Origin of the sequence: Sphingobacterium corticibacter, from assembly GCF_003076635.1 — a bacterium.
Taxonomy (GTDB): Bacteria; Bacteroidota; Bacteroidia; order Sphingobacteriales; family Sphingobacteriaceae; genus Sphingobacterium; species Sphingobacterium corticibacter.
Window position 1 is genome coordinate 130,776 of the sequence record NZ_QDKG01000008.1, and the last position, 16,323, is coordinate 147,098.

General features: G+C 43.8%; 12 protein-coding genes. 3 read left to right on the top strand and 9 right to left on the bottom strand.

Annotated elements, in window-relative coordinates; genetic code table 11:
• Positions 1 to 6: 6 nt before the first annotated feature.
• Complete coding sequence (locus DC487_RS16535) at positions 7 to 2,724, bottom strand: DNA gyrase/topoisomerase IV subunit A (protein WP_116777082.1); 2,718 nt, start codon at positions 2,722 to 2,724, stop codon at positions 7 to 9.
• A 134-nt stretch (positions 2,725 to 2,858) separates the two neighbouring features.
• Here DC487_RS16535 and DC487_RS16540 point away from each other — a divergent pair, with 134 nt between their 5' ends.
• Entirely contained in the window at positions 2,859 to 3,674 is an 816-nt protein-coding gene (locus DC487_RS16540; protein WP_239016412.1) for an alpha/beta hydrolase, read from the top strand.
• Between the two features lie 56 nt (positions 3,675 to 3,730).
• On the opposite strand, the gene DC487_RS16545 is transcribed toward DC487_RS16540, so the two are convergent.
• From DC487_RS16545 to DC487_RS16565, 5 genes are all read right to left on the bottom strand, one after another.
• The gene (locus tag DC487_RS16545; protein ID WP_116777083.1) at positions 3,731 to 4,753 is read right to left on the bottom strand and encodes an asparaginase; all 1,023 of its coding nucleotides are present in this window, start codon (positions 4,751 to 4,753) and stop codon (positions 3,731 to 3,733) included.
• 6 nt (positions 4,754 to 4,759) lie between these two features.
• On the bottom strand, positions 4,760 to 5,542 hold the full coding sequence (locus DC487_RS16550) for a TatD family hydrolase (protein ID WP_116777114.1): 783 nt from the start codon (positions 5,540 to 5,542) through the stop codon (positions 4,760 to 4,762).
• A gap of 96 nt (positions 5,543 to 5,638) precedes the next feature.
• Positions 5,639 to 6,628 (bottom strand): FKBP-type peptidyl-prolyl cis-trans isomerase, encoded by a 990-nt coding sequence (locus tag DC487_RS16555; RefSeq protein ID WP_116777084.1) that lies wholly within the window; start codon positions 6,626 to 6,628, stop codon positions 5,639 to 5,641.
• Positions 6,629 to 6,654: 26 nt separating this feature from the next.
• Entirely contained in the window at positions 6,655 to 7,665 is a 1,011-nt protein-coding gene (locus tag DC487_RS16560) for a DHH family phosphoesterase (RefSeq protein WP_116777085.1), read from the bottom strand.
• Between the two features lie 84 nt (positions 7,666 to 7,749).
• Positions 7,750 to 10,374, bottom strand: a complete 2,625-nt coding sequence (locus DC487_RS16565) for an outer membrane protein assembly factor BamB family protein (RefSeq protein ID WP_116777086.1) — start codon at positions 10,372 to 10,374, stop codon at positions 7,750 to 7,752.
• 136 nt (positions 10,375 to 10,510) lie between these two features.
• On the opposite strand from DC487_RS16565, the gene DC487_RS16570 reads away from it, so the two are divergent.
• Both DC487_RS16570 and priA read left to right on the top strand, forming a co-directional pair.
• Positions 10,511 to 10,900: a DUF423 domain-containing protein gene (locus DC487_RS16570; RefSeq protein ID WP_116777087.1), complete on the top strand. Its 390-nt coding sequence runs from the start codon at positions 10,511 to 10,513 to the stop codon at positions 10,898 to 10,900.
• Between the two features lie 74 nt (positions 10,901 to 10,974).
• Positions 10,975 to 13,461, top strand: coding sequence for a replication restart helicase PriA (gene priA, locus DC487_RS16575; RefSeq protein ID WP_116777088.1), 2,487 nt, complete (start codon positions 10,975 to 10,977; stop codon positions 13,459 to 13,461).
• A gap of 99 nt (positions 13,462 to 13,560) precedes the next feature.
• On the opposite strand, the gene DC487_RS16580 is transcribed toward priA, so the two are convergent.
• From DC487_RS16580 to glpK, 3 genes are all read right to left on the bottom strand, one after another.
• Positions 13,561 to 14,001: a hypothetical protein gene (locus DC487_RS16580; protein ID WP_116777089.1), complete on the bottom strand. Its 441-nt coding sequence runs from the start codon at positions 13,999 to 14,001 to the stop codon at positions 13,561 to 13,563.
• Between the two features lie 76 nt (positions 14,002 to 14,077).
• Positions 14,078 to 14,821, bottom strand: coding sequence for an MIP/aquaporin family protein (locus tag DC487_RS16585; protein WP_116777090.1), 744 nt, complete (start codon positions 14,819 to 14,821; stop codon positions 14,078 to 14,080).
• A complete protein-coding gene (gene glpK, locus DC487_RS16590) occupies positions 14,818 to 16,323 on the bottom strand; it encodes a glycerol kinase GlpK (protein ID WP_116777091.1) in 1,506 nt (501 codons plus the stop codon). Before glpK ends, DC487_RS16585 begins: the two co-directional genes overlap by 4 nt.

A 16,323-nucleotide genomic window follows, 5' to 3' on the forward strand; every position in this document is an offset into this window, starting at 1 on the left:
AGTTTTTTAAAACAACGAAACCTGTCCGTCTTCATCCAGATTAATGTCATCTGGATTGGTGATCTCCATGGTTGGACCGCTATTTTGTTTCACTTCGTTGTTTTCCGCAGGTGCGGGCTTTTGCTGTTCTCCAGTCGTTATTGCTTCCGCTGGTTCTGCTTCCGTTTTTGTTCGCGTCAGCGTAGATAGGTCTATCTCCTCGGTCAAGAGCTTGATGTTCTCGACCTTATGGAAAGACAATCGATTTCCTTGTGCTTTTAAACCTTTGACATCAATAATCTCTGGTAAAAGTTGTTCGAACTGTTCTGGAGTCTGCGATTTCCCTTTTAGAATATTCAGACGAACAACTGGTTCCAGTCCATTGGTCAATAATATCAGTCGTGAACCGGCTTCTTCGTTGATGAATTTCACTCGTTTTCCGACAGGTATTTCGTCAAACTTGAAGCGCTTCACGTAATACGTACCCGTTTTACCATCTTGCTGAATCGCAGTATACACATGATCTGGCGCGAAGCGCTCTAAGCGGATCATTTTCTCATCGAAATGGTTGTTGAGATCGAAGGTCGATAATTCGTAGGAGCCATCTGGCATCACCAATAGAATCTTATCAGCACCATCAAATTCCCCCAAATACGTGCCGCGTTCATCCGCATTAAGTCGCTGCAGTGTGGCGTCATACCAGATCTTCCGTCCAGCCAAAGTTGACACGCCAGCGTTCTTAAAGGTGATCTTCTTAATCGGATATTTACTCACAATGTTTCCTTGCGATCCGCGACCTTTGATCGCCAATTCCGCAAAATCAATGTCAAAGTTTAGTTTTCTCAACTGAGAATGCGGTCGTAGCTGTATATTTACTACTTCTGCTTCGCCATTGGCGTTCGCTGTAAAGTATAGTACTTTAGATCCTTTAGCTCCCTTACTAATGTCGTAGGGCTTATCACGCGTAACGCCCGTAACCGCGAAGCGCTTAACATAGCTGATGCCTGAAGCACCGTCTTTGTAAATGGCATTGTAGGTAGTACGATCGTCGCCTTTTTTGAAAACGGCCACGTGAATAATGTCTTTACCTACAAATATTTTGTCCTGAATCTTGTTGATGGAATATTTACCATCCGAGCGGAAGGTGATGATATCATCGATATCCGAACATTCGGATACGAACTCATCTTTTTTCATGTTGGTTCCGATGAAGCCTTCTTCGCGATTCACATATAATTTTGCGTTGGCTAAAGCGACCTGAGCGGCCTCTACTTTATCAAATATGCGGATCTCCGTCTTACGTTCGCGGCCTTTACCGTATTTCTCCCGAAGGTATTCGAACCAACGGATCGCATATGCGGTCAATTCACGAAGGTGGCGTTTTACCTCTTTGATCTCATTTTCTAAGCTCTTCATTTGCTCATCGGCCTTGGCCACATCAAAGCGTGTGATGCTACTCATTGGCTTATCGATCAGGCGCTTGTAATCGTCGCTCGTGATCTCCCGATAAAACTGATCAAAGAATGGCGTGAATAAGTCATGGAGCACAGCAACCACCGTTTTGAAATCGCCCGCTTGCTCGTACTGGCTATTCTTGTACATGCCTTCCCCAATGAAGATTTTGAGTAGTGAGCTAAAGAAAATCTTTTCTTGCAACTCGTGCAAACGAATTTCCAATTCCTTTTTGAGCAATGCCTTGGTTTGCTTCGCATTTTCGATCAGGATATCATTGACCGACATAAAATGCGGTCTGCTATCTTTAATCACACAGGTATTCGGTGAGATGGCATTTTCGCAGGAAGTAAAAGCATACAGCGCATCAATGGTCATATCGGGTGAAATGCCAGGTGCCAGATGCACGATAATCTCCACGTTCTCTGCTGTATTATCTTCGATCTTTTTGATTTTAATCTTGCCTTTGTCGTTAGCAGCAACCACACTGTCGATCAAACTGCCTGTCGTCGTTCCAAAAGGAATCTCCGTGATGGCAAGCGTTTTCTTATCCCGCTCTTCAATCTTAGCGCGTACGCGAATTTTTCCACCGCGCGTTCCCTCGTTGTATAGCGACACATCGGCCATACCGCCAGTCGGGAAATCAGGATAAATGTCTGGTCGTTCGCCTTGTAGCGCTTGGATACAGCCATCGATCAATTCCACAAAATTGTGCGGCATAATCTTCGTCGCTAAACCGACGGCAATACCTTCTGCACCTTGCGCTAGCAATAAAGGAAATTTTACCGGCAGCGTAATCGGTTCATTATTTCTACCATCGTAGCTCAATTGCCATTCGGTGGTGTCAGGATTAAAAACAACATCGTTGGCAAACTTCGACAAACGCGCTTCAATATAACGCGGTGCGGCGGCCGAATCACCTGTAATGGGATCACCCCAGTTTCCTTGGCAATCGATCAGCAAATCTTTTTGCCCAATCTGAACCATGGCATCACCAATCGACGCATCACCGTGTGGGTGATACTTCATCGTGTTACCAATCACGTTGGCGGCTTTGTTATACCGTCCGTCGTCCATTTCGCGCAGCGAGTGTAAAATACGACGCTGTACCGGTTTGAAACCATCGTTGATATGAGGTACTGCCCGATCCAGAATTACATACGAAGCGTAGTCCAAAAACCAGTTTTCATAAAGACCAGAAAGTGGAATAGTATTGCTCGCTAACTCCCCATTTTGGGCATCAGGAAGTTCATCGTGGTTTTCCGCGTTCGTGTTGTTAATCTCGTCACTCATTTGCTTAAGGGTAAAATATAGTCAACGGGGTAAGTAGTATCAGCCTGCCAGCTTCTGTAAAAATACGAATTTCATTTTATTTTTTGGAGGACGGATTGGTTGGGATCTAATCAAAATATGTGTAGTTTTAATGGATGATGAAACATGTAATCACATTTCTTACGACGATCTTATTTTTATACGCGTCCAGCTTGTCTGCTCAATCTGATGGGCTTGCGAAGCAAAATGTACCCTATTACGGCCAATCCCAAGATGCATACACCAATCAACAATGTTTGCTGGATGTATATATTCCGGAGGGGAAATCTGATTTTGCAACCATCGTATGGTTTCATGGTGGTGGATTGACAGGCGGACAGAAAGAAATTCCAGACTATTTGAAAGGAAAAGGAATGGCAGTAGTTGGTGTCGGCTACCGATTCTCACCACAAGTGCAGGTGGAAACTATTATTCAAGATGCTGCGCAATCCGTCAAATGGGTGTTTGAGGAAATTGAAAAACTTGGTGGATCAAAAGACAAAATTGTGCTATCCGGACATAGTGCTGGTGGATATTTGGCGATGATGATAACGCTTAATAAAAGTTATTTGCAACATCATGCCATCAATGTGGATGATTTGCTTGGCGTAGTACCATTTAGTTGCCAAGCGATTACGCATTTCACAGCGAGACAGGAGCAGGGAATTGAGATCAATCAGCCAACGATAGATAAACATGCACCACTTTTCTGGGTACGCAATGATGTGCCGCCTGTTACGTTGATAACAGGAGACCGAGATTTGGAAATGGTTGGCCGCTACGAAGAGAATGCTTATTTAGCGCGTATGCTGAAAATAGTCGGCAATGAAAATATCAAGCTATTAGAACTCGACGGCTACGATCATGGCATGGTTTATCCGGCATTGCCCATATTGGTCAAGCAAGTCAATGAATGGCTCAAGAAGTCATAAATAATCTTAAAAAGATACATTAAATAGTAAAGGCGCCCCGAGGGCGCCTTTACTATTTAATCGTTTTGCGTAAGCTCGCCACGAATAGGTTGTTCCACATATTTGGCGACCTCCGCTTGGTCGGTAAAATGTCCTTGCAAATACATCAATTTGGTGATGGCTGTTTCAAAAGTCATATCATAGCCATTCAATACGCCGATGCCTTTCAGTTTGGCGCTGGTGCCGTATCTGCCCATTTCTACAGAGCCAACCTTACATTGCGAAATATCAATGATATTAATCCCAGCATTAATGGCTTCGCTGAGTTCATCGATAAACCATTGATCTGTCATGGTATTGCCTGCTCCAAATGTCTCCATGATAATTCCGCGCGCGCCACAGTGCAGAATCTGATGAACAGTAGTCCGATTAATCCCTGGGAAAAGCTTTAGCACCGCCACGCGATTATCTAGGCTGGTGTGCATGATGAAGTTCTGTCCGCTGTTGTCCAACAAGGCATCTTCGTTATATTGAATGTGAATTCCAGCTTCTGCAAGCACCGGATAGTTAGGCGAACGAAATGCTTCGAACTTGGCCGAATTATACTTGAAAGAACGATTGCCTCGAAATAGCTTATTATCAAATAAGATACACACTTCTTGTACGATCGAGCGTCCGTCGCGTTTTGCTGACGCTATCTCCAAAGCCGTCATCAAATTCTCTCGCGCATCAGTTCGGATTTCGCCGATCGGCAATTGAGATCCTGATAAGATCACGGGCTTTTGCAAACCTTCGAGCATAAAGCTTAGGATAGAAGCCGAAAAAGACATCGTATCCGAGCCGTGTAAGATCACAAAACCATCATACAATTCGTAGTTTTTTTGGATAATCTCGGCCATCTCCACCCAGATATGTTCTTTCATATCCGACGAGTCAATAATCGGATCAAAAGAATGCACGGTAATCTTGTAGTTTAGCCGACTCAGGTCGGGCAGATTGTTGGCGATAAGCTCAAAATCAAAAGGCACGAAAGAACCTGTTTTAGGATCTTTGACCATCCCGATGGTGCCACCCGTGTATATGATGAAAATGTTGTTCATATGCTGTTATATTCCGAAAACGTCTATTGAATTCTGTGTGGTGATCTGCGCTAATTTTTCGATGGATATCTGATGCAGATCGGCCACCTTTTCTGCTACATACCGAAGGTAACTGCTTTCATTTTCCTTGCCACGAAATGGGCTTGGAGCGAGGTAAGGTGCATCGGTTTCCAGAACAATATGTTGCAGAGATACTTGGCTAACTACCGCGTCCAATCCTGCTTTTTTGAAAGTAACTACGCCACCAATTCCGAGCTTAAAGCCGAGATCAATGGCACGTTGCGCTTGCTCTAATGTGCCGGTAAAGCAATGGAAAATTCCGAATAATTGATCGTCTTTCAACTCTTCTAGAATGTCAAAGACTTCGTCGAATGCCTCTCGACAATGGATATCAATCGGCAAACCTAATGCCTTAGCCCAGCCAATCTGAGTTCTAAAGGCATCTTGCTGAATCGCCAACGTTGTTTTGTCCCAATACAGATCGATGCCAATCTCGCCAATGGCATATATTTTATGCGATTGAATCGCTTTTTCTATGGCAGCAAGATCCGCTACATAATCTTCTTTGACACTGCAAGGATGTAATCCTAACATTGGAAAACAGTGCTGCGGATACGCTTTTACGGTTTCCATCACCGGTGTAATGGATGCTACATCTACATTCGGTAGAAATAACCGATGCACATCTTGCTCAAAACAACGATTGAGATGTTCGTCTAACTGTGGACTACCAGCATGGTAATAAATATGGGTGTGGGTATCTGTTAAGATAACGTTATGCTGACTCATGTCCAAAATTAGCATTTTATTGATAAGGAAAGTTCATCACAAACAAAAAACGCGATTCTCATAGAGAATCGCGTTTTTTGTTGAAAATTTATCAATTTATCGTGTGATCGGTGCCTGCATAGCTGGCATCTCAGGAGCTACCGCCTCTTCTTCTTTTGGTCCAGCGATAATGTCTAGTACCTCTACTTCAAATACCAATGGTGCATATTGCGGAATAGCGCCCATTGATCCTTGTTGACCGTAACCTAAGTTGGAAGGAATGATGAAAGTCGCTTTGCTACCTTTTTTCAATAACTGCAAACCTTCCGTCCAACCTTGGATCACTGGATCTTTTCCTACGCGAATACGGATCGGCTCGTACGTACGCATTGGCTGATGAATCTTGTTTTTCTTCGCTAAGTCAGCATCGTTTGTATCGAATATTTTGTTGTTAGCTGCCAAAGAACCCGTGTAGTTCAACACTACGGTGTCGCCAATAGCTGCTAATTTACCAGCACCTTCTTCTTTTAATACATACTGAAGACCAGAAGCAGTTTTCTTAGGCTCCAATTTATTTTTTTGGATGTAAGAGTTGATTTTGCCTTCTTCTGCATTTTTAATCTTTTCGATTTCGCCTTCGAAATATTTGTTGACTTGCTCAAATAAAACAGAATCAGCTAAATCACCTTTTTTGAATACTTTCTCTACTTTAAAAGTGAATTGAAGGTATTTGTCTGCAAACTCTGGTTTAGGTTGACCTGTGCGAGCGGCCATCGTATCTAAGTTGATACGGAATACAGCACTATCACCTTCACCTAGCATGCGCAAGATGCTGTTAGGATCTCCAGGATACGATCCTTGCAAGGTAGAATCTGGCATGATCGGTTGCGCCTGTGGCAATCCCATATCATACGTATTTGCCAACACCGAGTCACGATCTGTTTCTACGATCAGGTTAAATGCCAAAACATCACCTGTGGTCGCTTTCTCACCGCTTCCTTCTTTAATAAATTTGTACTCTAACCCACCGTCGCCTTTTTTGAAGCTTTGGCATGAGGTCATCGCAAGAGCGGCCACTGCCGTTAAAAATAGAATTGACTTCTTCATTTGTATTTGGATGTATAATTTTTATGTTAATTTGTTAATACTTCTGCGTATTGCGGAAGTATCGATTTAAATCTTTCCACTACGGTTAGCAAATCTTCATTAGAGCTTCCTCCCGATGCGTTTAAATGTCCGCCCCCATTAAAATGGGTTTTACAGATCTCATTGCAGGGAATTTCTCCAATCGATCGCAAAGATAACTTAATTAATTCGGTTCTATCAACAAATAATCCTGCTAAGCGTACACCTTTTATGGATAGCGCATAGTTTACCAAACCTTCGGTGTCGCCCGTCGTAATAGCAAACTGCTTCAAGTCATCTTTACTGATGGCAAATATGGCTGTATTGTACTCAGGAATCACCTCCAAGCAATTTAACAAACAATAGCCTAAGAACTTCAATCGGTTTTCTGTCGAGCTGTTGTACACCTGTTGGTGAATCTCCCAGTTGCGCACACCAATCTCAATTAAATCCGCAATAATACGATGAACTTCAGCATTAGCCGCCTTGAATCGGAATGAACCGGTATCGGTCATAATACCGGTGTACAAACAGGTCGCCATATCCGCGTTCAATTTCGCTTTACCGCCCAATTCTTCACAAATAAATCGATAAACTAACTGCGCAGTAGCAGCAGCTTGCGAATCCCAATAGCTCAGATCTGCAAAATCTTCTGGATCTAGATGATGATCAATCATCCATTTCTGTCCGGCTGCACCGCGAATTACCGGTTCTAAAATATTAGTGCGCGATAGCGCGCTATAGTCAAGGCAAAATATAATCTCCGCTTCGTCAAAAAGTCGATAAACCAAATCCGGCTGGTCGGGGAAAATGATCACTTCCTCACGACCCGGCATCCAATCCAGAAAGGTTGGAAAATCGGAAGAAACTACCACAGATACATCATGTCCTGCCGCGCGTAACCACTGTGAAAGCCCTAGAGATGAGCCTAATGCATCACCATCTGGCTTGTGATGCGTCGTGATAACAATTTTCCTCGGGGAGTCTAATAGAGTGATATTCTTTTTTCCTTCTAACATATATAATTTATGAATGCAAACCTACCAAAAAAAATCTTCTGATAAAATTTTTTTCGTCATCCTAAAACCGTGTATAACAAATTATTAGTGCTTGTAAGCATAGAGTTTGTGATCACGCTTGGTAGATAGTAGGTAATTGTCACTATTGTAGTTGATGCGGCCGTAGTAGAACAATGGAAGACTCTCTACGGGGAATCCATCCAACACGCCACCGTTTTCTGTAAAAACGTAAATTAAATTGTTGGATGGTATGCTAATGCCTAATTGCATAGTGGTCTGCGAAATCGGGAATAACATAGGCGCGCTGTATATGTCTTTGGTGAATCCCTGACTATAGCGCAGCGCCGTACTATCTGTCGTTTGATAGACGCCTAATTTACTGTCGTCGATCACGATCATGTCAGGCGCGTTGGAGGCTGACAGTGAGGCAAAGAATGCCCGATGATTTTGCGAAAGTCCCGCTATGGCTGTCTTGCTCACGCCACCAGATTTGGAGTAGCGATAGTAATTGCCCGATGCATCCGTGGTGACAAATACATCTTCGGCCGATGCACTGGAAATATGTCCTAATGAATTTTTGAATGTAGCCTCATTTGGAGCAGCAATTTCTTGTGTAATCTGTCCTGAGCTATTAAAATAATATACTTTTCCGGATGTACTACCGACCACAATTTCATCTTTAGCGAGAAATATGCCCGGCAATAATCGACCTGAAACGGGGATCGACGACCAGTTGCTCAAAGCATTTCCTTCCATGTCGTAAGCGACTAGACGATCACTCAAAGAAACGAGAATCACATCACGACGATCAATTGTCAATACGACTGGCGAAGCCGTTGGCTCTTCGGGCAAACCCAATGAAAAGCCGGGTAAGCCATCGCCATTAGGATCAAAACGATACAAACGATTCCTATCGGTAACCAGCAAAATGGAACGATCAGGAATTTGAATCATATCGCCAATCACACGGCCAGAAAAGACGGTGGACCACATTTTTTTTCCAGTCGGATGGATAGCATGAATAGTGTGATCTTGTTCTTGCGCCAGAATGAACTGACTGGTATCCGAATGCTCGAATACATATGGGCGAGTGATTAAACGGTTGTCGAAAGAGTAAGTCCACTCTGGAGAAGCTCCTAAAGCAGTAGAACTTTTGTAAATTCCATAAATACTGCTGATAAAGTCCCCACCATTACCCATGAGCTGTACAGACCACGAATAGAAATCTTGATAACCAAATTTTTCTGTATTTCGGAAGTTCTGTGCGAATGGCCTTACTAAGTTGTTATTCAACATTCGCCCCGCATTTTTGGTGTGCAGAAAGAACGTTACGTTGGCTTCATCACCTTGCATACGCTGATAATTTTTGAAACCCAACGTTCCGACCAATAGATCGCTATTTTGCCGCTGTCTGCGGTAGTTGTTTAATGTAGCTGATTGATTGGCAAATACCAGGACGTCGTCTACGATGGTAAAATAGGGGCGTTGAAAGGTCTGAAAGGCATCACCATAATAAGCATAGAGCAAATGCTCGTACTTAAAACGGTAAACGCCATCACCTGCATTTTCAGCTAATTCAGGTAGCATGCCGTCCAAAGCACTGGAATCGCGCAAAGAGAGAAAACCTAGGTAATCCCCATTATTCAATTCTGCAGTGGCAAATTCGTTTCCAACTGCAGCTTCAAATCCAGTGATTATTTTTGGTCGGCTACTGCGGGTATTTTCCAGCTGATCCAGAATACGTTTTTGATTGGGTTTGCTAGTCAGGTATTTCTCCAGATCCTGACGGTAATGTCGGAGGTCACTTACGGAGTATTCCAGATACAAGGCGGTATTGGCCGGGAAATACTGATATAGGCGTTGTGTTGTCTTTTGTTGCGAAGCAAAAAGTGCTAAATAACTTTTTTCGGTTTTGGATAGTTCACTCTCGCCCGTGAGCATGAGCGCATCTTGTTTGTAATTGATATTCCACGTAGATTGCCCGTCTAATCCCATGAATTGCTTCATGAAGTCTCCCGGTCGATTGCGCTGAAATTTCTTAGATAGGCTGTCAATTTGTTGATGCGAGAAATAGAAGCTCAGCGGCACATTTCGATTCGTATGCTCTAAGAAAAAGTTGATTTGCTGGCGACTCAACTTAGGATGTCGTTTATCCAATACTTTCTCTAAAATTGGCAGGGCAGGCGATACAAAGAAAATATCTGCATGATAAGCCGCATACCATGTAATGTCGCTGCTATCGGCACGCAAAGCGAAGATGCGTTGGCCAAGGGTGTCTAATGTCGTAAATTGATATTTATCAGAAAGTTGTGCTAACGTATTATTGACCGCGTTGTTCTTTAAAGGCTCCACCGTAGGAATAGTGAATAGCATCTCGATAGATTTGTCTACGTGATGAAACGAAACATAGACTTCTGTTCCGGAGAGATGCGACGTCAATGCCGGGCTACGCATCAGTTGCTGCTTTAGGTCGTCTATATTATCCTTTTGCTCAAATCCTAATAAAGCATCGAAGACTTCGTAATCTTTAAAAATGTTGTCGGTGGTTTCTTCGTTCTTGAATGCTGCGATAAGCAAAGTTTCATCTGGAAGAAAAGTGAGCGGCTTGGTCATGTCTTTTTGCGCGCTGCCCAGTCCCGTAAAATAAAATATGGAAGCAGCCACTACAGCTATAAATAACACAACCGAAACTATTATCGTACCCTTCATCTACTACAAACCTAAAAAAAATCTTGTAGCAAATTTCCATTAGAATGTTTAAAAAGTGATAAAAATCATGTGGAGTATGCATCAAATTGTATACATTTAGCATCAAGAAATCGGCCGCGGAGCGCGATATACTATTATGAACAAACAAATTATTCTTACTGCAGCATTTTTCGGGATGGTTGCTGTGATATTAGGAGCATTCGGAGCACATGGTTTAGAAGGCAAAGTGAGTGATTCTCAGTTAGAAACTTGGGAGACTGCCAATCGTTATCATTTTTACCATACGTTGGCCTTACTATTCCTGTCCACTTTCTCACGTGCAAAGAGTCAATCTATACGCTTATCATTTATTGCTTTCACGGTAGGCATTCTTTTGTTTTCTGGCTCACTATACATTTTGAGCACACGTGAATTGCTTGGGATTACGAAGGTCAGTATGTTAGGGCCTATTACGCCTATCGGCGGGCTATTTTTTATCATCGGTTGGATTGGTTTATTCTCCGCCGCGTTGAGACACCGCGCATAAATAAACCCTAATTTAGAAATAGAGATACCCTCGCTTAGTAGCTGCTAATCGAGGGTATTTTTTTACATTTGTATATGTCATCACCCCAGCTTTTCGAATCCGCCGCTGCGCGGCAGACGCTATTTGTAGAGGTTGTATTGCCACTGTCAATAGCTAAGTCGTATACGTATCGTGTGCCCGAAGCACTCAACGAAAAAGTGAAATTGGGCGTGCGCGTGATCGTGCAGTTTGGGAAAAACCGGATCTATGCGGCCATTGTGGAACGCGTAACAGAGGAAGCACCACTACGATACGAAGCAAAATACATTCTGGATGTGGTGGATGAGCAAGGAATTGTTGGTGTGCAACAGCTCGATTTCTGGCACTGGATCGCTGATTATTACATGTGCCATCTTGGGGATGTGATGCAAGCGGCTTTGCCAGCAGCGTTAAAAATGGCTTCTGAAACGAAGATTCGCTCCGCGGATCAAGAAGATCTGGATCGAAGCGGATTGAATGATAAAGCATTTCTTGTGATGGATGCGCTGGATGTGGCAGGTGAACTCCGCATTAGCGATGTCATCAAAATATTAGGGCAGAAAACCGTTTTTCCGCTGTTAAAAAGTCTGTTTGATAAGGGTTTTATCCTGATTTCCGAAGAGATTAAGCAAAAGTATAAGCCTAAGGTGAAAACCTTCTTTACCTTGTCGTCTCTATATTCAGACAGTGAAGGCAAGCGTTTGTTGTTAGATTCTTTGAATCGTGCACCCACGCAGCAGGATGCCGTGCTTGCTTTCATGCAATTGCAAAAGCAAGGGGGCGAAATCACCCGTCAGGATATCATGGAAGCATCCGGCTGCGGTTCGTCGGCCATCACTGCATTAATCGATAAAGGCGTTTTCGATGTCAAAGAAAAGGTGGTGAGTCGTTTTCAAGGTACTGATATTGTCTTGCAGAAAGATTTCACGTTTAGTACGCCGCAACAGCAAGCATACGATCAAATCAACGAATTTTTTGAAGAAAAAGACGTTGTCTTATTGCACGGAGTGACGGCTTCGGGTAAAACGCAATTGTATGTTCGGCTGATCGAAAAGGCATTAGCACAAGGCCAACAAGTACTATTTCTATTACCGGAGATCGCCTTAACGGCGCAGATCACCGAGCGGCTAAAATTATATTTTGGGGATCAGTTAGGCGTATATCATTCCAAATTTAATGATAACGAACGAGCAGAGGTATGGTACAAGGTATTGAACGGAGAGCTTAAAATTATTGTAGGCGCGCGTTCAGCCGTGTTATTGCCGTTTCAAAATCTCGGTTTGATCGTAGTCGATGAGGAGCACGAAAGCTCGTACAAACAATTCGAACCAGCGCCCCGATATCACGCACGGGACGCGGCGATTTATCTGGCAAACTCCTATGACGCCAAGGTATTATTGGGCTCTGCTACCCCTTCAGTAGAAAGTTTCTATAATGCCAAAGCGGGTAAATATGGTTTGGTAACGCTATCGGAGCGCTTCGGAGAAGTTCAATTGCCGGCCATCGAGATCATTCATGTGACGGAAGAAGGGAAGAAAGATCAGATGGTGAATTACTTCAGCAAAACGCTGTTGAAGGGCATCGAAGACGCAGTAGCACAAAAGGAACAAGTTATTCTCTTTCAAAATCGTCGTGGACACACGCCTTTTTTGCAGTGTAAGACCTGTGGCTACGTCGCCAAATGTGTACAATGTGATGTGAGCCTGACCTATCATAAATCCAGCAACTTATTGCATTGTCATTATTGCGGCTTCTCCGAAGATACGATGCAGGTTTGTCCGGCTTGTGGATCTACGCATTTGGAGAATAAAGGCTATGGTACCGAACGAATAGAAGAGGAACTGGAATTGTTGATGCCAGATTTGCGCATCGGTCGCTTGGATTTGGATTCTACACGTGGTAAGCATGGATTTGATAAAGTGATCACAGCATTCGACGACCACGAATTTGATGTGCTGATCGGGACACAGATGGTGGCCAAAGGTTTGGACTTTGGTCGCGTTAACCTCATCGGCATCATCAATGCAGATGCGATGATCAATTTTCCAGATTTCCGGTCTTATGAGCGGGCATATTCCTTGTTTTCGCAAGTAGCAGGAAGATCCGGTCGTCGGCAGACGCAAGGTCGCGTAATTATCCAAACTTATTCGCCTAATCATCGGGTGCTGGAGCAAGTCGTGCAGCACGATTATTTAGCCATGTTTACCAACGAAATCACCGAACGAAAAAGTTATCATTATCCGCCATTTTACCGCTTGATCCGATTGGATGTGAAGCATACCGATCAGGATAAATGTTTGGATTCGGCGAATAAATTAGCCAATCTGTTGCGTACTACTCTAGAGCAGCGTGTTCTTGGTCCGGAGCAACCTTTAGTGGCGCGCATTCGCAATTATTATATTCAGACGATTACCTTAAAGGTGGAACGTACCGGCATCAGTATTGTCAAGGTCAAGGAATTGATTCGCCAAGCATTGCTCCATTTCGAATTGGATAAGAAGAATTCTGGCGTGCGTGTGGTGGTGGATGTAGATCCTTATTAAAGAGTATTTTAGCTTAATCAGATGGTAGATTTCTGTACTGCCCAGAAATTGCCTTTTTAGTTTGGAACTTCTTAGCATGCCTGAGCGTTCTAGCAAGCATTATTCTTTGCTAAATACTCGTTGATTTTCGCTGGGCGTAAATATCCGATGTGAATCAAAGCTGAGTGATGTAGGTGGAAAATAGGGTACACCCATATAGATCGTCTGAATCCCTTTTCCTTCGTAGAGCTTGTCGCCCGACTTCAGTAAAGCGAAAGCTACTTTTTTGGAATTTTTGTGGCCATACGGTGTGTATACCAACATGCCGGACAAGGTGTCTCCAGCGGTTTCGCCCTTGAAATCTCCTCTAACTTGGTAGCTATTGCCTTTGGCAAACACATAATCACCAAAAAAGCGACCTTCACTAATCTGTAATCGCAAAAATGTCGTGTCCCGATTTTCAATAGCTTGGTAATAGCTGTATTGATCTTCGACTTTAGCTTCTTGGCAAGCGCCCACAAGCAAGATGATTAAAAACGATAGACCTGACTTGATGTGCATACCTCAAATATCTCTTTTTTATTTGGGATTATGCACATCGTAATTACGCCCTGCCTATTACAAAGTATCACTTTGTCTAACTTCCCGAAGTAAGCATCTGATACAGCAACGTCGCGATCGCAGATCCTATTAATGGTGCTAAAACCGGAACCCACGCATAGCTTGCGTCAAATCCAGCTTTGGGTTTGATGGGTAAAATGCTGTAGATGATGCGAGGGCCAAGATCACGAACTGGATTGATGGCGTAACCTGTCGTACCACCCAGTGCTAAACCTATTCCCCACACTAAAAATGCGACAGGTAACGCACCGATGGATCCCAATCCAATGACGCCAGCAGTCTCTTCCAGTTGCATAGAAGGTTCTTGGAAAAATAAAATAGTAGAGATGAGTACAAATGTAGCGACTAATTCTGTGATGAAGTTCGAAGGGCGATCACGTATGGCTGGCGCGGTGCAGAATACCGCTTGTGTAGTCGCTCCATCTTGCGTGCGATCGAAATGCGGACGATAACAAAGCCATACCACAACAGAAGCTAACATGGCGCCCGCGAATTGTCCACCAACATACGATATAGCAGTACTAGTATCTATCTCATCAATCATCCAAACAGATAGCGTGACAGCCGGATTGAGGTGCGCGCCACTATATGGCCCAGCAACAGAAACACCGACAAATACCGCCAAAGCCCATGCGGTGGTGATCACAATCCAGCCACCTTGGTGACCTTTCGTGTCTTTCAATACCACATTGGCTACGACTCCACAGCCCAGTAGGATCATTAAAAATGTTCCAAATAATTCAGCTACAATCGGACTCATGATTTTTTGTTTTTAAGCGTTGCCCATACTTTTGTTGCCTCCACAGCAGCGTGCCACTCTTTTAAGGCAGCTGTGCTATCAATATCTTTTTCAGGCTCAATTCTCTTATCGACCGACCATTTTTGCTGCACTTCTGCGATGTCTTTCCAGAATCCAGTTGCTAGTCCGGCAAGATAGGCTGCGCCCATAGCAGTCGTTTCGGTATTTTCTGGGCGTACGACCGTAGCACCTAATAATGTCGCCTGAAATTTCAATAAAACACTATTTGAAGTCGCTCCGCCATCCACACGAAGTTCTTCAATCGCATGGCCCGCATCGTGTTGCATGGCTTCGAGCACATCATAGGTTTGAAAAGCAATTGATTCTAAGCAAGCGCGCGCCAAGTGCGCGTCTGTCGTGCCACGCGTAATACCATACACACTGCCGCGTGCTCGCGCATCCCAATGTGGAGCACCAAGTCCAGCAAAAGCAGGTACAATATAGACACCACCGGTATCAGCTACTTTTTTTGCCAACGAGGTAACGTCCTTTGATTTTTTGATCAATCCCAATCCGTCGCGAAGCCACTGTACTACTGCGCCTGCTATAAACACGCTTCCTTCGAGTGCATACGTCACTTCATCGCCGATTTTCCAAGCGATTGTAGTGACCAGTTTATGTTCTGATTTAATCGCTTTAGAACCCGTATTCATCAACATAAAACAACCGGTGCCATAGGTATTCTTTACCATGCCTTTTTCGATACATAGTTGGCCAAATAAGGCAGATTGTTGATCGCCAGCGATACCAGCAATCGGTATAGCCGTCTTCAATACATCGACAGAAGTTTCTCCGTATATCTCGGACGATGATTTTACTTCCGGCAGTATAGCTTCTGGAATGCCGAATAGCTCCAGTAATTCGCTATCCCATTCACAGCTGTGAATATTAAATAGCATCGTACGCGAAGCATTGGTAATGTCGGTGAGATGCAGTTCACCATTGGTCAGGTTCCAGATCAACCAAGAATCTACTGTGCCGAAGGCGAGTTCGCCTGCTTTGGCGCGCTCGAGAGCGCCATCTACTTCATCCAATATCCATTTTATCTTCGTAGCCGAAAAATAAGAGTCAATCAATAAGCCCGTTTTATCACGGACCGTATCTTCCAGTCCTTTTTCCTTCAATTCATCACAGTAATCCGCGGTGCGACGATCCTGCCATACAATGGCGGGATAGATCGGTTTTCCTGTTTTTCGATCCCACACAATGGTAGTTTCTCGTTGGTTGGTGATGCCGATGGCGTGTATATCTGCCGAACGAATTTTGCTCTTGGCAATCACAGAGGTGATCACGGCCAATTGAGAAGACCAGATTTCCATCGGATCGTGCTCTACCCAGCCAGATTGCGGGAAAAGCTGCTCAAACTCTTGTTGTGCTATATCTATAATTTTTCCGTCGTGATCGACTAAAATAGCACGCGAGCTAGTGGTGCCTTGATCAATAGAAAGGATATAAGGTTTCAT